Origin of the sequence: Pacificispira spongiicola (genome assembly GCF_012926505.1) — a bacterium.
Lineage (GTDB): Bacteria > Pseudomonadota > Alphaproteobacteria > UBA8366 > Aestuariispiraceae > Pacificispira > Pacificispira spongiicola.
In genome coordinates, this window is sequence record NZ_JABBNT010000003.1 from 639,693 (window position 1) to 659,111 (window position 19,419).

Below are 19,419 nucleotides of genomic sequence, written 5' to 3' on the forward strand. Positions count from 1 at the left end.
GAGGGTCAGTCGTCGCTGCTGGTAGGGGTCGGTTGCACCGGCCCGCGCCCGCTGCGTTGATGGTTCGCGGCGAAACGGGGATTTTCCTCCGTCTCGCGGATCACCCGTTCGATCAATTGCAGGATCGTGTGGATCGGCACCGCCGTGTTGGTCATGGTGCCGTCGGTCAGCGGCACATGGGTCGCGCTGTTCAATCCGATAATGTCCAAACCGCGCGACGTCGCCACGGTGATCGGCGCGCCGGAATCTCCGCCGACGATGGCGCAGCTATGGCTCAGCAACTCGCCCTGTCCCAGGAAGCGTTCGATCCGGCATTCCTTGTCGACGGAAATCGCATGCGCCCTGTCGCGCGGATAGCCGGACAAATAGAAAAACCGGCTTTCCGTCGTCATGCGGTCCAGAAGCTCGGGCGTCAGCGTGCGGAAACCCAGATACCCCGTCTTGCGGCCGATCGGCTCCTGCAGGACGACCAAGGCCCAGTCATGTTCCATATTCGACGGATCGGCCCAAAGTTCCCCCTGAAATCCCGGCGCCGGGATCAATTGGACGGCGGTCGAATGGGCGACGAATTCGCCGCGTTGATATCCGGCGACGAAATGCACCAAGCCCGGCGCGACATAGCGCTTCGTCGATCGGTAATAGAGACAGTGGGCGGCGGTCAGCACCACGCGTTCGCCGACAAGCGCCCCGGTACAGTGGGACCGCGTACCGACGCCGCTGATATTCACGCGGCCGACCGCGCTCCAGGGATATTTGGAGGCATCGACAACGATACGGTTGGTGGTCGTGACGTCTAAATCTGCTTCGTCCGCATGGACCGAAAGGGCACCGTAACAGAGGGTGGCCAATGCGATAAGAAGGGCACGGAATGCCTGTTGCGCTGTGTTCATAGGCTCGTCCCGTGCGTTCTTTAAAAGGAATTAACCGTTCGGAAAGCTAAATTTGATATAATGGAGTATGGCGGGGAAGTCCATCCACCTTGACGGGAGGGCAAGGGAAGGTTCGGCTACTGCGGGTATGCGACTTTCCGGAGTGTGCTTGCCGGAGTCTGATTGTACGGGGTAGGAAGCCGAATGCCGGAAAAAGCGTCCGCAATCGCCGCCAAACTTCGACTGTCGATATCGGTTCTGGTCGGACTGGTCCTACTGTCTTGTGCGATATACGGCATTCAGGAAGTGGAAGGTATTCTGTCCGGGCGATTGTTGTCGCAATCCATCCGGCAGACATATCCAGCCAGTCTGATAGCCTTTTCAATTTTGGCCGCCAGCCTTTTCATCCTGCATCGATCCGAAACGGCGTCGGGGCGCATGCCGGTATCGACGAATGGCGCGCGGATCGTGTCCGGCTTGGTTGCGGGCACCGCGGTGGTTTTCCTCGTTGCAAAGTTCGCTGATTTAGGCGGGCGCTTCTGCGTGGTCGGCACCTTCGATCTGCGTACCCTGTTCGAAGCGCCTGCGACGGCGATCGGTTTGGGAGTCTTGGGGCTGGTGCTTGCCGTTCCGATCCCGTCACGTCGTTATAACGGTGTCGTTTCGGGAATTGCCGGCGGGGTACTGATTTTCCTGGCGGTATCCGGCACCGTGACGGACGCGATGGAGATGACCCCCTATCTTCCCGCCAATTTACACAGCGTCGCCCCGCCGTTCAGCCGGTTTGCGCTCTTTCTTCTGGGGGCGGCGACGACGGCGGCGACGGCGCGGTCCGCATTGCTGAACGACGTGCGGTTTCGGCACGTGTTGCCGGGGTCCGTTATCGTCTTGTGCGGCTTGATTGCGACCTTTCTTGCCTGGCAAATCGTCTATTCGCAGCAATGGCGTGCCGAGGAGCGGGAGGTCGCGCTAGAGACCCGTACCGCCATCCAAGGCCTGTCCGCGCGGATCGAACACCAGGTCGAAGGCGTGCAACGGATGGCCGCCCGATGGGGACTGGCGGACGGCCTGAATCAAGCATTGTGGCATCCCGATGCGGAAACCTTCCTGCGCGACTATCCGGCGGTTGTGGCCCTTGCGACCATGACGCCGGACGGCGGCATTCGGGATTTTGAAGGCAGTGGCGTGCTTCCGGAAGACGCGATCCAAAATCTCGAAGCTGCGGTTGCCGGGTCCGGGGCTTTGGGATGGTCGCTTGCGTTGAAATCGGCGGTATTTCCCCGAACCGTTCCGTTGCCGGATGGCCGGACAGGACTGTTGGTGGTTCAGCCGGTCTTGCGCGGCGATACGGTTCCGGGAGTCTATCTTGCCGTTATCGACCTTGATCGCATTACCCAAAATTTCAGGGCGAATTCGATCGGTTTCCACTTGTCCTTTCTATTGATCGGTCCGGATAAAGGGGAATTCCGATTCGGGCAGCCTGAATTCGATCAGGACCGGGCCAGTTTGGAACTCGTTCCGACATTGGGGCCTGCCTGGCATCTTTATGTCATGCCGGCGGAGGATGGAACATTCGGTAACGTTCCATGGTTTTCCGAAGCGGTGCTGCTGTTCGGCCTGTTGATGACGGCGCTCCTGGCGCGTTCGAACGCTCTATCGGCGGCGGCGGAACGCCATCAACGGGAGGCGGAAACAGCGCTGCGCGATTTCGAGGCCGTTGCGGAGGCACGGCGCGCCGCCGACGAGCGGCTGACCGTCGCGCTGGAATCCCTGAATGAAGGTTTCGTGCTGTATGACAGCGATGACCGCCTTGTCCTCTACAATTCCCGCTATGCGGAGATTTATAGCGACAGTAAGAAATATATCGAGATCGGGGCCAAGTTCGAGGACATCATCCGATACGGTTTGGACAATGGCCAATATACCGTCGACCCGAACGACGAGGCGGCGAAGGAAGCCTTTCTGAAAGAACGCCTGCGCGCGCATCTGGAACCCGGCGCCCCCATGCTGCAAAAGCTGAATGACGGCCGGTGGCTTCGGATCGAGGAACGCACCACGCCGGAAGGCGGGGTGGTCGGTTTCCGCGTCGACGTCACCGAACTGGTAGAGCGCGAAAAACAGCTTGAAGAAGCCTTGGAGGCGTTGGCCCAGACCGAAGACGTCCTGAAAACCGCGATCGATTCCATTTCCGAAGGGATGGTCGTGTTCGACGCGGATGACCGAATGGTCCTGTGCAACGCCGAATACATGACCTATTTCGGTGATCTGGGGGGGCAGGTTAAGCCGGGCGTTACTTATGAAACGCTCGTGCGGTTGGCGGTAGAGGCCGGGACGGTCCTGATCGATGCCGACGACCGGGCGACCCTGGATTCCTATATCGGCGATCGGTTGCGCGCCTATCGGCAGGGCGAGGGGTCGGACATCGTCCGGTTTGCCGACGGGCGTCATATCCAATTCGTGGATCGACGGACGAAGCTGGGGGGCCGGATCGGGCTGCGCATCGACGTTACGGAAATCGCCGAGAGAGAAGCCCGCATGGCCGAGGCGCAGGCGAAGGTCGAAGAAGCGCAGCGTCTGGCGGGGATCGGCGACTTCGAATATCTGTTCGCGGAAGAACGGTTTACGCGCATGTCCGCGCAGGTATTCGAAATCTTCGATTTGGACCCGGACTCTCGCGGCGACATTTGGGATTTCCACAGGCTGTCCGCCCATGTCGCCAGACCGGGGCGGCGGCGGGTCGCCAGTCGCCCGGATGATGTGGCGGCGTCTCTTGCGGATTATAACGATGAATATCGCATCCAATGCCGGGACGGGTCCGAACGCTATATCCAGGAGCGGGGCCAGCGCATTTACGACGCGAACGGTACATGTGTCGGCGTCGGCGGCACCTTCCAGGACGTGACCCAGCGGGCGCGGGCGGAACAGGACCTGACCCGGATCGTTGCGGAACAGCGGGAAAATCAACATCGTTTGGAAAGTCAGAGTGCCGAACTGATCGACATGGCGCGCGATATCGCGGAGGCGCGAGATCAGGCGGAGGCGGCGACCCGTGCAAAGTCGGAATTCCTGGCGGCGATGAGTCATGAAATCCGGACGCCGATGAATGGCGTTCTGGGGATGATGAGCCTTATCCTGGACAGCGACCTGACCGCCGAACAACGGCGGTTCGCCCTGATCGCACAGCAGTCAGCGTCCGATCTGCTCACGATTCTGAACGATATCCTCGACTTCTCGAAACTGGAGGCCGGACGGATCGATCTTGAGGAACGGGACTTCGATCTGACGCATGTCGCCGGTGGTGTTGTGGACCTCCTCATGCCGCTGGCGGAAGATAAGCGGCTATCACTGTCGATCCTGCAGGACGACCCCGACATGCCGCGGGTCTTCAGGGGGGACGCGACCCGCCTGAGACAGATTCTGTTCAACCTTGTCGGCAATGCGATCAAGTTCACGATGGAAGGCTACGTGCTGATCCGGATCGGCGCCCGGCCGGAACCCGTATCCGACCATCCGTCCCGTCACCGTGTCGAAATACAGGTGGAAGATACCGGGATCGGCATTCCGGACTCGGCGAAAGGAAAACTGTTCAACAGCTTCACTCAGGCGGATTCGTCGACGTCCCGGCAGTTCGGCGGCACCGGCTTGGGGTTGGCGATTTGCCGGCAGCTTGTCGATCTGATGGAAGGGACGATCGACTTCGAAAGTACGGAAGGGGAAGGGTCGACCTTTCGCTTCACTGTCGTCTTGGATTTGGGCGATCCAGGAGCGGTGGCCGCCGCCAGAACCGCGACTTTGACGAAACGCCAAGAGACCCCAGGATTGTTCCTGCTGCTGGTCGAAGACAACAAGGTGAACCAGGTGGTCATCGGCACGATGTTGGAAAAAATGGGCCATCGGTTCGAACTCGCGGAAAATGGCGTGGAGGCGATTCAGGCCCTTCGGAAGCAGACCTACGACCTGGTCCTGATGGATGTTCAAATGCCGGAAATGGACGGGCCGACGGCGACGCAATGGATCCGCGCCTCCGGTCAGGATTGGGCGGATGTTCCCATCATTGCGTTGACTGCGAATGCCCTGTCCGAACACCGCGAACGCTATCTTGCGGCAGGGATGTCCGATTACGTGTCGAAGCCGGTGTCCCTGGACGATTTGAGCGCCGCCATCGCGCGGCAAACGGGAACGGTTCCGCGCCGGTCGTCCGATGACCGAGAATCCGGTACTGCCGGAGAGGACGATCCGGGGAGAGATGATGCGCTTTCCGAAGAGGCCGAAGCGGCCTTGGCGGATTTGCTGGGCGATATAGATTCCTTGTGACCGTCCTGTCTGGGTAATTGCCCCGGCAAACGAATCCATGCCAGGGTGCCGCCATGAAATCCGTACCGCATCACAGTCATCCGTCGAACATGTACGCATCCGGCCCCTTGGATCGGGCAGACCGTCTGCGCACGGATATCGACGCCCTGTCCGAAGCCTGGGCGCGCGCCTTGGTGGTGCCGATCTGGCAGGATCGGAATTTCGTTCGCCTGGACGGCGATCCGGTCGGCATCCTTCTGCCCGCCGACGCCCTGGATGACCTGCCCGACGGCACCGTGCGCGTTTTCCTGGGGTTGGACGCACAAGGCGTCCCGCATTTTGCTGTCGATCTGTCGCATCATGAAGAGCCGCCGATAATCGCCGAAGGCGGGTTTTTCGAAGATTTGCGCCGGGTCGGACCGACTCTGTCCCTCGATGACGGGGCGCTTTTGGCCTATGCGCGGGGGCTGGTGCATTGGCACAAGCGGCATCGTTTCTGCGGGCTGTGCGGCGCGCCCACGCGCGCGGCGAAGGCCGGTCACGAACTACGCTGTACCAATCCGGATTGTGGGGCACCGCATTTCCCGCGTACCGACCCGGCGGTCATCATGCTGGTGCATGACGGCGCGGACAGGATCGTGCTGGGCCGCCAAAAGGAATGGCCGCCGGGACGTGTTTCCGTCCTGGCGGGCTTTGTCGAGCCGGGCGAGAGCCTGGAGGATGCGGTCGCGCGCGAAGTGATGGAGGAGGTCGGCGTCCAGGTCGCGGATGTTCGCTACAATTCCAGTCAGCCCTGGCCGTTTCCGTCGTCCATCATGCTGGGCTTCAGCGCGCGGGCATTGGATTTCGACCTGTCCGTCGCCACGGATGAAATCGAAGAGGCTGCTTGGTATACCCGGGCGGAGGTCGCGGCCTGTCCGGAAGACGACCGCTTCGCCCTGCCGCGCCGGGATTCCATTGCCTATCGCCTGATCCAGGATTGGATGCGTGGCGGCTGATCCCACCGGTTTTTTTTATTCTTTATTCCGGTCCGGCGATTCTCGATAGACGCCCAACAGCTTCACATTCGTCGTGAAGAACTGCAGTTCCTCCATCGCGCGATCGACCGCCTTGTCCGCCGGGTGTCCTTCGATTTCGGCGTAGAATCGGGCGCGGGAATCGTCGCCGACGCTGATATAGCTTTCCAGTTTCACCATATTCACGCCATTGGTCGCGAAACCACCCAGCGACTTGTATAGGGATGCCGGGACGCTGCGCACGGTGAACACGAAACTGGTCAGGCATGGGCCGGATCGCGGGTCGGGTTCGATCCGGGTGCGGGACATGACGATGAAGCGCGTCACATTGCCGATCCGGTCTTCGATGCGCGGGCGCAGAACGTCCAACCCATAGGTTTCGGCGGCCAGGGAGGACGCAATCGCGGCGACGGACGGATCGCCCAGTTTCGCGACTTCTTGCGCCGCGCCCGCCGTGTCCGGGGCGTTCACCGGCTTGATTTTCAATTCGCGCAGCGTGCTGCGGCATTGGGCCAGGGCCTGCTGGTGACTGCGGGCCTCCTTGACGGTGTCCAGCGTCGCGCCCTTCGGCGCCAGCAGGTTGTGATGCACCGGCTGGAAATATTCGCCGATGATGAACAGGTTCGATTCCGGCAACAGGTGGTGGATGTCCGCGACACGCCCGCCCAGGGAGTTTTCGATCGGAATCATGGCAAGACCGGCCCGGCCTTCCTCCACGGCGGCGAAGGCGTCTTCGAAACTGGCGCAGGCCATCGGTTCCATGGCCGGAAACGCGCCGCGGCATGCCAGATGGGAATAGGCGCCGGGGACGCCCTGGAATGCGATGACCGGGTTATCGGTCGCGGGGTTTGCGATCATGGCGGATGCCCTTTCCTGTCGTGTCGCGGCGATAGTCGCCGTCTGCTGTGTCGGGATGGTGCCCGTATCCGGTCCCATGCCGTGTTCCAGCGCGGGCACGGAACTTTTAAGCACCGCCGCCAGTTTCGGCATCAGGGTTCGACGCGGGGCGGTCTTCCCTGCCTCCCACAAGGCAACGGTGGACTGGGTGACACCCAGCCTGTCGGCCAGTTGCTTCTGGCTGAGGCCCACGGCGATGCGGGCCTCCCGTAGTCTGTGCGGTAGGCTCATGGCCCCGCTTTACGGTGCGGTGCAGGGTAGGTCAAGATTTTTATTTCTTATAAATATGAGAATAACTAATTTTTCTCATATCCACGCATGAAGCTCATCGCCTGGTTCAATTCGGTCATGCGGTCCGTATCCCCCAAGCCGCTGTCGGGGTGATGGATGGTCGCCAATTGACGGAACCGTGCCTTGATACGGGCAGAATCCGGGCGGGACCCGGGGGGGAAGCCCAGGACGAACAGCGCCTCGTCCTTCGTTCGAACGGCGTGCCCCAATTTGTCGCCGCCGGCGATGGACAGGGCGGTGCGCAGTCGGTCGTTCTCGTCTCGCAGGCGCGTCTGCTGCGCCTTTGCGGCGGCCCGGTCGGCCTCGCGTGTCGGCGTCCCGGCGGGTTCGATCTCAATGCGCAAGGTCCCGGCATCCAGGTCGAGCGCGAGTCCCAGGGCCTTGCGCAGAACGACCGGGTCGTAGCCTTCCGGCAGGCGGACTTGCAGGCGGGGCTTGCGCCGCCACGGCTTCCCTTTTCCCGGACCGGATTTCAGGGTCACGGTTTCCCGATCCTCCCGTTCCGGTCCGCCCGGATCGGCGGCGGCGACGACGACATCCGGCGGTAGCATCAGCATGACGGAGCGTGCGAGATCGGCGGCATTCACGCCGCGGCGGGCCGCAAGATCGAGAATCCGGTCGCGAAAGGAGGAGGAGCAGGAAATGGAATAGGATTTCTTGTGTTCCGGAGACGGGTCCGGACCATCGGGGGTTGAGACGAGGCGAAGCGAGTCGTTCATACCAGAGTTTCCTAGGCGATTTGCCGCTTCTTGGGAAGATCGCTTACGCTTGTTTCCGATCCCTCTATCCGCTTTACTTGGGGGATATGAGGGCGCTTCGAACACCCCTCCAATGGTCGAAAGGAAAAATGCCATGCCGCATCCCATTGATGTGCATGTCGGCTTGCGAATGCGGGAAGCTCGGGCAGCAAAGGGATTGAGCCAGGAAAAACTGGCCAACAAGCTCGGGATCAGTTTTCAACAGGTACAGAAATATGAGAAAGGCGCGAACCGGATCGGGTCCAGCCGCCTTTGGTCGATCGCCCAGGCGCTGGACGTGCCGGTCTCTTTCTTCTTCGAGGAAATGGAACGCGGTGTGAAGGAGCGCGGGACGGAACTGTTACCGCCGCGGACCATCCATCTGGCGAAGCAGATCGACTCCATCGAAAACGACGATATCCGCAATCAGGTGCTGAACCTGATCAAGGTTTGCGCGGGGAACGATTGATAGCGACGCGATGAGATAGGACGACGCGAAGGGGAGGGGCGCAGAAGTGCTGTACAAGCCATGGGTAGCGAACGGGCGCGGCCTGGATTTCGCGGACCCGATGACCAATTCGGGCTGGTGGCTGTATGACGACGGCTCGTTGCGGTGCTATCGGTTTTTCGCGAACGACGATTCGGAACGGGCGCAGTTTGCGCCCGGCGATCCCTTTCCGCCGGGCAGCTCCGCCGCTGCCGCGATGATGTGCCATTACGGTATGGTCCGGCTGGAACGGATGCGGCGCGGGGTTCGCATCGAATGGGATGTCTGCGCCGTCGATCCGTCGGCGCTGTCCATTCTGAAGGCTTGGCTGAAGATCAGGATCAAGGTGCCGGAAATTCGGCTTCGCTTCTATTACGGGGGCTGGGCGACCGAAACCTATGGCGACTCGGAAGCGGCCCTGCGGCGTGTCGATCAATTGTCCGACTATCGCGGCTCTACGCCGTCCGGCTTGATTGCCTGCAAGGACCAAGGCATCGAGAATCTGGACGGCGCGAAACGGCTGCTGCGCACCGCGTACCAACGGTGGAACGAGAGTCGCACGGACGCGCTGGAACTGTTCGATTCCCCGTTCCGTGAAATCGCGCCCTATACGTTGAGCCTCTCCGAAGACAACGCGCCGGGGAATCTGTTCTATCGCAAGGTCGGCAGCCATGCCTATATCGTGTCCTATCTGGGTCGGGAATGGGCGCGTGACGTGGTCGGGACCCTGTCGACGCGCGGGCATGGCGATGTCGAATTCGAAAATGTCGTTGCCGAACCCTATTTCGACGCCTTGCGTACCGGCAGACCTCATTACGGTCATGTCCGGGCGCTATTCGATGGCTGCGGTCATGATCCGGCCTGGGTATCCTATCAGCGCTTGGTGTTGCCCTATCACACGCCACGCGGTCAGCGCGCAGTCGCCATCGCGGTCATCCCCGATCAGGACGTGGCAATCCCCTTCCTGAGCGGGAAGACGAGAAACGCGATCAATTAAATCCCGATGATGGATTTCGCCGTGGACTTGACTATGGACTTGACTATGGATTGGGCGGCGGCGATTTGAGCGTCCAGCGGCAGGGTGGCATCGATAGAGTGCCAGCGCATCTCGCCCCATCCGGCCCGCACTTGATCGCGCACCACCTGTGCGTCCGCGTCCGACACGTCGCCCTTGCGCGCCGTGACGCGCCGGACGGCCTGTTCCGGATCGATATCCAGCCATAGACCGACGAAGGGAAGTCTTCGGGATTGCGCGACGGCTTTGATATCCGCGCGGCTGCCTTCATGGGTGAAGGTCGCATCGGCAATGGCGGCGTGGCCCTGATTCAGGGCGGTGGCGCAAATGCGCGCCATTTCCGCATAGGTGTCGATGCTGGCTTGCGTGGAATAGCCTTCGGGCGGCAGGGCGTCGGTATCCCGCGTCATGTTGAACAGGCGCTTGCGGATTGCGTCGCTGCGCGCCACGACGGCACCCGGCGCGGTCCCGACATGCGGTGCGAGGGCGCGCGCCAGGGTCGATTTGCCGCTGCCGGATATGCCGCCGACGGCGATAAGGCAGGGTTTCGGCGTTGATAGATACCGAAGCGCCCAATCCAAATAGGCATCGGCGTCGGCCCGTTTCTTTTCCGCTGCCGCACCGCTCGCGAAGCCTGCCCCGGCAAACCCGACCTTGGATCGAATCTGTGCGCGCATGGATTGGAACAACGGCAGAAGACCGACCCCGCCGATATCCACTGGTCTGCGCTCCAGGTATCGGTTCAGGACCAGATTCGCCCCATCGCGCCGGTCATGATCGTCCAGGTCCATCAACAGAAAGGCGAGGTCGTAGAGCGTGTCGATCCGGGCGAGGACCGGGTCGAATTCGATGCAGTCGAACAAGACCGGGCGGCCTTCCCAACGGCAGATATTCCCCAGATGCAGATCGCCGTGGCAATGCCGGATCGCCCCCTCCGTGGCGCGCTGGTCCAGCAGGTCGGCCCGTGCATGGAAGACGGTTCGGCCCAGGTCGATCAACCGCCGCAACTTGTCCCGGTCGCAGGCGTCCTGTCCGTCGAGATCGGAAAAATTGCCTTCCTGGACCGACAGAATCGACCCCGCACCGGGAACGTCCGTCAGCGCGGGTTCCGCGTCATGGAACCGGGCGACGGCTTCGGCGATGTCGACGAGGTCTGCGTCGGAAACCGCCTCTTCCGAAAGCGTGTGGGAGAAACGCCGCATCACCACGGCGGTTTCCAACGTCCCCTTCGGATCGCTGTCCATCGCGCCGAAGGCCAGTTCGCCATTCTCCCGAACGATGGGAATCGTGCCGAGATAGAGGTCCGGCGCGGTGCGGCGGTTCAGGCGCAATTCTTCCAGGCAGGCGGTGCGCCGCTTTTCCCGCGTGGAAAAATCCATGAAGGAATAGGCGACGTCGCGCTTCACCTTAAAGACACGGTCGGTCAGCAGGAAGACGACGGCAGCGTGGGTGTCGACCCGTTCCGGCGTCTCGCCGCCATGGGTCGCGGGATCGCCGAGGAAGGAGAAAATCGCGTCCTGGCCGCCCGTCATGGCTCAATCAGTCCTTATCGCTGACGCCCGCTTCGGCAAAGGTCGCCATGCCGCTGTGGCAGGCGACGGCGGATTTCACGATCCCCAACGCGACCGCCGCACCGGATCCTTCGCCCAGGCGCATGCCGAAATCCAGCAGCGGTTGCTTGCCGATGGCCTCGCATAGGCGACGGTGGGACGGTTCCGCCGACAGATGGCCGACGATGCAGTGATCCAGGGCATGCGGATCGGCACGGTACAGGATGCTGGCCGCCGCGGTGCAGGCATAACCGTCGAGGATGACCGGAACGCGCCCGACACGCGCGGCCAGGATCGCACCGGCAATCGCCGCCAGTTCATGACCGCCCAGTCGGCGCAGCGCGTCGAAAGAATCGGTCATTTCCGGCAGGTGCCGGGTCACGGCCTCATCCACGACCTGGATTTTCAACTCCATCGTACTGCCGGTCACGCCGGTGCCGGGACCGGTCCAGTCCTGCGCCTTGCCACCGAACAGGGCATGGGCCAGCGCGGCGGCGGATGTCGAATTGCCGATCCCCATTTCGCCAAGGCACAGGATATCGATGCCTTCCTCCACCGCCATCATGCCATAGGCCATGGCCGTGGCGCATTCTTCCTCCGTCATCGCCGGGCCGTCGGTGAAGTCAGCTGTCGGATGATCCAGCGCCATTTCATAAACCCGCAATTCGGCGTCGTTGGCGGCACATAATTGGTTCACCGCCGCGCCCCCGGCCTGGAAGTTGGCGACCATCTGTGCGGTGACGGCGATGGGATAGGCGGATACGCCCTTATAGGCGACGCCATGATTTCCGGCGAAGACCGCGACGCGGGGCCGTTCGATACGCGGCGGCGTCCGCCCCTGCCAGGTCGCGACCCATTCCGCCAGCGTTTCCAACCGACCCAGCGCGCCCGGCGGCTTGGTCAACTGGCCTTCGCGGGCCCGCGCCGCATCCCGTGCGGCCTCGTCGGCTTTCGGCATGACGGACAGCAGGCCCCGGATTTCGTCCAGATCGGCCTTTACAGGGGCGTCATCACTCATCGGCTCGAAGTCTCCCAAGTAAGGATCACATATTGGAAGGATCGCATATCGATCGCGCTTGCGTGGTTTCGCCTGTCGGCTTAAGCCTTCCGACCATGACCAGCAAGACCGAAATCCCCGAATCCGACGCCACCTCGTACTTTGACGCGCTTCTGTCGGCATGCGGATTCCTGACCCGGCTGCCGGTCCCCTTCCGCAACGTACCGATCCGCACGGCCGCTTGGGCCTTTCCCGTGGTCGGTGTCGTTGTCGGGGCGATTGCCGGGGCAGTGCTGTGGGGCGGCTTGGCGATCGGGTTGCCGCCGCTGGCCGCCTCGATCCTGGCCTTCATCGCGTCAGCCATGGTCACGGGCGCGTTGCATGAAGACGGGCTTGCCGATTGCGCCGACGGGTTCTGGGGCGGGGCGACACCGGAGCGGCGGTTGGAAATCATGCGCGATAGCCGCAGCGGCGCCTATGCCGTCCTGGCGCTCGTACTGGTGTCCGGTCTGAAAATCGTGCTGCTGGCATCGGTTGCCGCACAATGGGGGGGGCTCGCCGGGGCGACCGTTCTGATGGGTCTGCACGCCGCATCACGGTCCGTCCTGCCCATCGCGATGAATTGGCTGCCGCGTGCGGGCACGTCGGGTCTAGCGGTGATGGCCGGGCGGCCGTCGCCGACGACCGCGTGCTTTTCCCTGGGGCTTGGGGCTGCTATCTCCCTGATCGTGCCGGGATGGATGGGCATCGCCTTCGTGCCGGCCGGTTTGGCCGTCGTGCTGGCGGTCGGCTATTTGGCCAAGGCGAAGCTGAATGGCATCAATGGCGACAGTTTGGGCGCCATGGAACAGATGGCGGAGGTTGTGGGGCTTCTCGTCCTGGCCGTCTTGATGAGTTGAAGGGGAGGCGTATGACGTCGACGGTGACGCATTGGTGGTGGGTCCGGCATGCGCCGGTCACTGTGAATGAAGGCCGCATCTATGGGCGCGGCGACCTGCCTTGCGACACTGACGATACGGAAATCTTCGACGGTTTGGCGAAGCTGCTGCCGGAAGATGCCTTGTTGGTGACCAGCGACCTGATGCGCACCCACCAGACGGCGGACGCCATCGCCGCCGCCGGGCTGGCCCTGCCCCCGCGCCGGGAGGAACCGGATATCGCGGAACAAAGCTTCGGTGACTGGCAAGGTCAGCATTATGCCGATGTTGAAAAGACCGATCCGCATATCCTGCACGACTATTGGCTCTGCCCCGCCCATTACCGCCCGCCGAACGGCGAAAGCTTCGCCGATCTGATCGCGCGGGTCGCCCCGGTGATCGAACGTGTGTCGGACGAAAATCCAGGGCGCGACATCGTGGCGGTCGCCCATGGCGGCACCATCCGGGCGGCGCTGGCCATCGCCTTGGGCCTCGACCCGGAACGGGCGCTGTCCTTTTCCATCGAAAACCTGTCGGTCACGCGGATCGATCGGATCGAAACCGGCAGCGACGCGGCCACGCCGGGCCTCGGGCGGCTGAGCTGGCGCACGGTGATGGTGAACCGCATGCCGGGTCTGCGCCGTCCCGGCGGTCGGCCGATCCGATAGGGCGCAGAGCAGATGGATCAGCAAACACTCATCGTCATCCTCGCCGTCCTGGTTTTGGTCGGGTATGTCTATTTCCGACATCGCCGGGGCGGCGCGCGCTTTTCGCAGCCGCAATTGGCCTATGCCTATCATGCCGAACCCATTGCCGAAGCCGGGGAGGATTTGCGCGCCGCTTTCGCCGGAATGACGGACGGCTTGCCGACGGGGGCGGTTTTGATGCGCTTCTCCCTGCTGAACCGGGGTGAGGGCGCCTTGGCCGCGGCGACCCACTTCGCCGCGCCGGTCGTCATCACTCTGCCGGAAGGGACTAGGGTCTTGCGGGCGCAGGCGGTTGAAGGCCATGGCCGGGCATCGCACGACAATGTCGCGGTATCCATATCGGGATCGGCTGTCACCATCGATCCGTTCGACATGCCGTCCTTCGGCTCCGTGATCTTCAACATCGTGACCGACGGCCCGGTTGGGAATCCCGTCGTCAGCGGGGGCCTGAAGGATCAGGGCGATCCGGAGATGTTGGCATGACGAAAACGTCCCTGATCCTGGGCGGGGCGCGGTCGGGTAAAACGGCCCGCGCCCTGGCGCTGGCGGAACAGGCCTATGAACGGGATGGGCTTGTGCCGGTCTATATCGCAACGGCTCAGGCCTTTGATTCCGAAATGGAAGATCGCATCGCTCGTCACCGCGAGGAACGCGGGACGCATTGGTCGACGGTGGAAGCGCCGCTGGACCTGTGCGACGCGATCCGGGAACGGACCTCGCCCCGACATGTCCTGCTGGTCGATTGCCTGACCCTATGGCTCAGCAACATCACCTTTGCGGACCGCGATATCGCGGAGGAATCGCAAAAGCTTGTGGATGCCTTGCGGGCCGCTTCCGGGCCGGTCGTCGTCGTTTCCAATGAAGTGGGCCTGTCCATCGTGCCGGAAAATGCGCTCGCCAGACGCTTCCGGGACGATCAGGGCCGTCTGAACCAAACAATCGCCGCCGCCGTCGACCATGTCGAATTCGTCGCCGCCGGTTTACCGCTCGTATTGAAGGGATAGAAACTCCATGGCCGCACGCATTCCCGCCACCGTCGTCACCGGATTTCTGGGCGCCGGCAAGACCAGCCTGATCCGTCACATGATCGAAAACAACCGGGGCAAACGCCTGGCCTTTCTGATCAACGAATTCGGCGATCTGGGGATCGACCGCGAATTGCTGTTGGGATGCGGCATCGAAGGTTGCGGCGAAGAGGATGTCGTCGAACTGGCCAACGGCTGCATCTGCTGCACCGTCGCCGACGATTTCCTGCCGGCGATCGAGGCCATTCTCAACCGCCCGGAACCGCCGGATCACATTCTGATCGAAACCTCCGGCCTCGCCCTGCCGAAGCCGTTGGTGAAAGCTTTCGCCTGGCCGGAAGTGAAGGCCCGCGTGACGGTCGACGGCGTGGTGACCGTGGTCGACGGGCGTGCCGTCGCCGAAGGCCGGTTCGCGGATGACGAGGACGCCGTTCAGGCGCAACGAGAAGCCGACGATTCCCTGGATCACGACAACCCGCTGGAGGAAGTCTTCGAAGATCAGCTTCTTTGCGCCGACATGGTCGTGCTGAACAAGTTGGACCTGCTGGAAGACGGCGTGGCGGATCGGATCGAGGCCGAATTGAAACCGCATCTGCGCGCCGGGGTGCGTTTCGTCCATGCCCGCGAGGCGGCGGTCGATCCGGCGGTGTTGCTGGGGCTCGACGCGGCGGCGGAAGACGATCTGGACAGCCGCAAAAGCCATCACGACAGCCATGACGGTCTAGACGACCACGATCATGACGATTTCGACAGCTTCACCCTGTCGCTGCCGGAAGTCGCGGATGCCGACGCGCTGGAGGCCCGTATCCTCGCCGCCATTGCCGACCACGATATCCTGCGGGTGAAGGGCTTCCTGGACCGTCCCGGGGTGTCCCGGCGCGAGGTCGTGCAAGCCGTCGGTCCGCGCCTGCGCCGCTATTTCGACCGCGCCTGGAAAGACGGCGAACCGCGCCGCACCGAACTGGTGGTGATCGGCCAAAAGGGCCTCGACCGCCCGGCGATCGAGGCTGCCATTCGAGGGTAGGAGCCGCCTCCTCTACCGGCCCAGATAGTGCGGCGCGCGTCGGTCCATCCAGGCGCCCAGTCCTTCCAAGACGTCCCCGGTTTGTGACATCCGGGCGAACTGTTCGCCTTCGATGCGCAGGCCTTCGTCGATCGGCGCGTTGAGTCCGCGCGTCACGGCATACAGGATGCGCGCCGTCGCCAGAGGGGAATGGCGCAAGATTCGGTGCGCCATTGCGAAAGCGGTCGGCATCAATCGGTCATGCGGTACGACCTTGTTGACCAGCCCCAACGTGAAGGCGTCATGCGGCGTGAATTCGTCCCCGGTCAAGAGCAGTTCCAGTGCCCTTTTGCGGCCGGCCAATCTGGGCAGCCGTTGCGTCCCGCCAAAGGTCGGGGGAATGCCGATCGCGATTTCCGGCTTGGCGAACCGCGCGCGGTCGCTGGCGACGGACAGGGCGCAGGCCTCGGTAATCTCGCAGCCGCCGCCGAAGGCGATGCCGTTTACGGCGGCAATGATCGGCTTCGGGAAGGATTCGATGCGCGTGGTCATGCCTTGTCCGCGCCGCACGAAATTGTGCATCGCTGAATCGGTCCCCTCCCGAATGCTGCCGGTGAAGTCCGGAATGTCGCCCCCGGCGGAAAAGGCCCTGTGCCCGGCCCCTGTCAGAACGACGGCGCGGACCGAATCGTCGGTTTCCGCATCGTCCAGACGGGCCATAAGGCGGTCGACCATGGCGTAGTTCAGAGCATTGAGCTTATCGGGTCGGTTCAGGGTCAGAATAGCGATAGGGCCTTCACGGCGTTCCAAAACAAGATCGGTCATGTCGATGTCTCTCGGCTTTGTTGCGATAGCCAGAGGGTAAGAACCGGGATATAAATTTACACTCACTAGTCGGTATACTTTTGATGAGCTGGAGCAGACGGCATGCCGCGCAATGGCGACGAGACCCGCGAACGGATTATCAAGGCGGCGCGGAAGCTGCTGTATCGGGATGGCGTTCGCGCGACCAGCGTCGATGCCATTGCCGAGCAGGCCGGGATAACCAAACGTTCCCTCTACTATCATTTTCGCAGTAAGGACGATTTGATCGAGGCTTATCTGACCAGTCGCGACGCGCCGAACTTGGATTGGTTCAAGGATCGGTTCGATGCGGTGGACGGACCGATATCCGATCGGATATCGGCGATTTTCGACGGGTTGGTCGATGTCGCGACGCATCCGAAATGGCGCGGTTGCGGCTATCTGCGCACGGCGGGGGAATTGGCGAATATGCCGGGTCACCCGGCGATCAAGGCGTCGTCGGCGCATAAGAAGCGCCTGGAAGCCTGGCTGGCGACGGAATTCGAAGCGGCGGGCCTAGCGTCGCCGGAAGGGCGGGCACGGCAAGTTGTGGTGCTGATCGACGGCGCCTTTTCGGTGATGCTTGTGCATCACGACACGGATTACATCCGCGCCGCGGGCGAGGCGGCGCGGATAGTGTGCAGTCACGCCGACTAGGTCGGAACGATCAGTCGAAATCCGCGGCCAGCGCGTCGCGGGAGGCATCGGACAGGACGGCGATGTGGCCATAGGCGTCGTGCTTGAAGCCGACCATGACCTGATCCGCGGATTTGAAGGCCGCGATCTGCTCCGCCGTGAAGGGGAAATGGATGAACTGGACGGAAGACGCCTTGCCGTCGGCATTGGTGCGATCGACATCCTCTTCCGGTTTGCCCATGACCTCGTGCCCGGCGAAGCGGAAATACATCGTCTCCTCGACACCGCCCAGGCGGGAGAGGAAATTCTTCCGGCGGATCGGATCGTCGATTTCGAACATGACCGTGGCGGTCAGTTCCGTGCCGTTCGGAATCATCGGGTTATAGGCCCGCAATTCGTCGGCGATCTGTTCGTCCCCGCCTTTTTCGATATACAGCATCTCCTGCACCTGATGCAGCATCGTGTCGTAGTTTTCGAAATAGCAGGTGGCGACCGGGCCGATTTCGATGCGGCGCAGTTTCTTTTGCGCGATCAAGTCGGCGTGACGCTGCTTGCGAACCTTGATGTATTCGTCGAGCGGCAGGATATCGGCCTTGGTGATCGCTCGCTTGCTCATCGCTTCCATCTTTCCAGCCTTTCTTGGCTTTCCAATCTCACTATGTGTTGCGAACGGCTCGCATTTACATCAAGCCGTAGGACTTGGCCAGCAGCACGACGGGATGTGCCGCCAGTTCGGGTTTCGCGGCTTCGCCGCTATTGTCGCCATCGGCGGGGATGTCCGGGTTCGCCGTGATCCCCTGCGCGATATGCAGGCCCGCCAGCGGGCATTCGGACGCGACGTATTTCGCCTTCGCCTTCATCTGCATCTGTTTGAAGACCGGCTTGCCGACCTTCATGCCGACCTCGAAATTGTCCTTCATGATGCCCCAGGATCCGCCATGGCCGGAACAGCGTTCCACCGCCGCGATGCGGGTGTCGGGGATAAGGCGGGCCAGTTCGGCGCCCTTCTGCCCCATATTCTGGGCGCGGGCGTGGCAGGCGACGTGGATGGCGATCGGTCCGTCCAGCGGCGACATGCCCTCCGCCAGGCCCTTGTTCTTGGCCAGGGCGACGATGTATTCGGACACGTCGTGCGACGCTTCGGACAGGGCCTTCACATCCGCGTCGTCCGGCACGATCAGCGGCCATTCGAATTTCAACATCAGGGCGCAGGACGGCACCAGCGCGATGACGTCGTAGCCCTTGTCGATATAGGGGCGCAGGGCCTTAGCGACGTTCTTCGCCTTGCCGGCGACGGTGGAGATATCGCCCTGTTCCATCTGCGGCATGCCGCAGCATTCGGGATAGACGACCTCGCAGTCGACGCCGTTCTTGGCCAGGATCTTCATCGCGGCCTCACCGATTTCCGGCGTGTTGTAGTTGCCGTAGCAGGTGGCGTAGATGACGGCTTTCTGACCGGCGGCGGGGCCTTTCGGATCCGCCTTCGGCATGTCCTTCGCCATTTCCAGCAAGGTCTTACCGGCGAAGGGCGGCAGTTCCGCGTCCTTATGCACCCCGGCGACCGACTGCATGACGCCGCGTGTCAGGCCGTTTTCGCGCCGCGTCGCCCAATTGGCGAGACCGGCGAGGGACGTGCCCAGCTTGCCGTTGCGGTCGGTCTTGGTCAGTTGCGCTTCCATGCCGCCGCGCAGACCTTTTTTATGTTCGATCGCGCGGTACCGCAGCATGAGATGCGGGAAATCCAGATTGAATTCGTGCGGCGGCACGTAGGGGCATTTTGTCAGGAAGCACATGTCGCAGAGCGTGCAGGCATCCACGACCGGCTTGAAATCCTTGGACTCGACGGAATCCAGTTCTTCCGTCGGGGCGGCGTCGATCAGGTCGAACAGGCGCGGGAAACTGTCGCAGAGATTGAAGCAGCGCCGGCATCCGTGACAGATATCGAAGACGCGCCGCAATTCGGCGTCGAGCTTCGCCTCGTCATAGAAATCCGGGTCGTTCCAGTCGATCGTGTGACGAATCGGTGCGTCCAGGCTGCCTTCGCGCATCCCCCAACCTCCCAAGGAATATGATCAGATAACACCAATCTGTCCCAGCGACCCATTGGGGGCCGGGACGGTCGGGGCGGGGGGGGGC

Annotated in this window: 18 protein-coding genes; 10 read left to right on the forward strand and 8 right to left on the reverse strand. The window is 62.4% G+C overall.

The annotated features are described in order from the left end of the window. Positions 1–5: 5 nt before the first annotated feature. Entirely contained in the window at positions 6–890 is an 885-nt protein-coding gene (locus tag HH303_RS12545) for a trypsin-like serine peptidase (RefSeq protein ID WP_169625662.1), read from the reverse strand. A gap of 183 nt (positions 891–1,073) precedes the next feature. Here HH303_RS12545 and HH303_RS12550 point away from each other — a divergent pair, with 183 nt between their 5' ends. Then, positions 1,074–5,183, forward strand: a complete 4,110-nt coding sequence (locus HH303_RS12550) for a PAS-domain containing protein (protein WP_169625663.1) — start codon at positions 1,074–1,076, stop codon at positions 5,181–5,183. A gap of 53 nt (positions 5,184–5,236) precedes the next feature. Continuing rightward, positions 5,237–6,160, forward strand: coding sequence for an NAD(+) diphosphatase (nudC, locus tag HH303_RS12555; RefSeq protein WP_169625664.1), 924 nt, complete (start codon positions 5,237–5,239; stop codon positions 6,158–6,160). 15 nt (positions 6,161–6,175) lie between these two features. Here the strand turns inward: nudC and HH303_RS12560 are convergent, their stop codons facing one another. Beyond that, the gene (locus HH303_RS12560) at positions 6,176–7,306 is read right to left on the reverse strand and encodes a prephenate dehydratase (protein WP_169625665.1); all 1,131 of its coding nucleotides are present in this window, start codon (positions 7,304–7,306) and stop codon (positions 6,176–6,178) included. Between the two features lie 65 nt (positions 7,307–7,371). After that, positions 7,372–8,085: a J domain-containing protein gene (locus tag HH303_RS12565; RefSeq protein WP_169625666.1), complete on the reverse strand. Its 714-nt coding sequence runs from the start codon at positions 8,083–8,085 to the stop codon at positions 7,372–7,374. A 133-nt stretch (positions 8,086–8,218) separates the two neighbouring features. On the opposite strand from HH303_RS12565, the gene HH303_RS12570 reads away from it, so the two are divergent. Beyond that, positions 8,219–8,572, forward strand: a complete 354-nt coding sequence (locus HH303_RS12570; RefSeq protein WP_227421746.1) for a helix-turn-helix domain-containing protein — start codon at positions 8,219–8,221, stop codon at positions 8,570–8,572. 46 nt (positions 8,573–8,618) lie between these two features. Then, complete coding sequence (locus tag HH303_RS12575; RefSeq protein WP_169625668.1) at positions 8,619–9,587, forward strand: hypothetical protein; 969 nt, start codon at positions 8,619–8,621, stop codon at positions 9,585–9,587. Here HH303_RS12575 and HH303_RS12580 read toward each other — a convergent pair. Continuing rightward, positions 9,584–11,137: a bifunctional aminoglycoside phosphotransferase/ATP-binding protein gene (locus HH303_RS12580; protein WP_169625669.1), complete on the reverse strand. Its 1,554-nt coding sequence runs from the start codon at positions 11,135–11,137 to the stop codon at positions 9,584–9,586. The two genes, HH303_RS12575 and HH303_RS12580, sit on opposite strands and share 4 nt — an antisense overlap. Before the next feature lie 7 nt (positions 11,138–11,144). Beyond that, the gene (cobT, locus tag HH303_RS12585) at positions 11,145–12,173 is read right to left on the reverse strand and encodes a nicotinate-nucleotide--dimethylbenzimidazole phosphoribosyltransferase (RefSeq protein ID WP_169625670.1); all 1,029 of its coding nucleotides are present in this window, start codon (positions 12,171–12,173) and stop codon (positions 11,145–11,147) included. Between the two features lie 95 nt (positions 12,174–12,268). On the opposite strand from cobT, the gene cobS reads away from it, so the two are divergent. Genes cobS through cobW form a run of 5 tightly spaced genes read left to right on the forward strand, consistent with a single transcriptional unit; the run spans position 12,269 to position 15,825 of the window. Continuing rightward, on the forward strand, positions 12,269–13,051 hold the full coding sequence (gene cobS / locus HH303_RS12590; protein ID WP_169625671.1) for an adenosylcobinamide-GDP ribazoletransferase: 783 nt from the start codon (positions 12,269–12,271) through the stop codon (positions 13,049–13,051). Between the two features lie 11 nt (positions 13,052–13,062). After that, positions 13,063–13,737, forward strand: a complete 675-nt coding sequence (locus tag HH303_RS12595; RefSeq protein ID WP_169625672.1) for a histidine phosphatase family protein — start codon at positions 13,063–13,065, stop codon at positions 13,735–13,737. A 12-nt stretch (positions 13,738–13,749) separates the two neighbouring features. Next, on the forward strand, positions 13,750–14,259 hold the full coding sequence (locus HH303_RS12600; RefSeq protein WP_169625673.1) for a hypothetical protein: 510 nt from the start codon (positions 13,750–13,752) through the stop codon (positions 14,257–14,259). Then, positions 14,256–14,780, forward strand: coding sequence for a bifunctional adenosylcobinamide kinase/adenosylcobinamide-phosphate guanylyltransferase (cobU, locus tag HH303_RS12605; RefSeq protein ID WP_169625674.1), 525 nt, complete (start codon positions 14,256–14,258; stop codon positions 14,778–14,780). The genes HH303_RS12600 and cobU overlap by 4 nt, the downstream gene beginning before the upstream one ends. 7 nt (positions 14,781–14,787) lie before the next feature. Further along, on the forward strand, positions 14,788–15,825 hold the full coding sequence (cobW, locus tag HH303_RS12610) for a cobalamin biosynthesis protein CobW (RefSeq protein ID WP_169625675.1): 1,038 nt from the start codon (positions 14,788–14,790) through the stop codon (positions 15,823–15,825). Between the two features lie 12 nt (positions 15,826–15,837). Here the strand turns inward: cobW and HH303_RS12615 are convergent, their stop codons facing one another. After that, complete coding sequence (locus HH303_RS12615) at positions 15,838–16,629, reverse strand: crotonase/enoyl-CoA hydratase family protein (protein ID WP_169625676.1); 792 nt, start codon at positions 16,627–16,629, stop codon at positions 15,838–15,840. A gap of 102 nt (positions 16,630–16,731) precedes the next feature. Between HH303_RS12615 and HH303_RS12620 the strand changes: the two genes are divergently transcribed. Further along, positions 16,732–17,304, forward strand: a complete 573-nt coding sequence (locus tag HH303_RS12620; protein WP_169625677.1) for a TetR/AcrR family transcriptional regulator — start codon at positions 16,732–16,734, stop codon at positions 17,302–17,304. A gap of 10 nt (positions 17,305–17,314) precedes the next feature. Here HH303_RS12620 and HH303_RS12625 read toward each other — a convergent pair whose 3' ends face one another. Beyond that, positions 17,315–17,899 (reverse strand): DUF3501 family protein, encoded by a 585-nt coding sequence (locus tag HH303_RS12625; RefSeq protein ID WP_227421747.1) that lies wholly within the window; start codon positions 17,897–17,899, stop codon positions 17,315–17,317. 64 nt (positions 17,900–17,963) lie between these two features. Then, complete coding sequence (locus tag HH303_RS12630) at positions 17,964–19,331, reverse strand: heterodisulfide reductase-related iron-sulfur binding cluster (RefSeq protein ID WP_169625679.1); 1,368 nt, start codon at positions 19,329–19,331, stop codon at positions 17,964–17,966. Positions 19,332–19,419 lie beyond the last annotated feature (88 nt).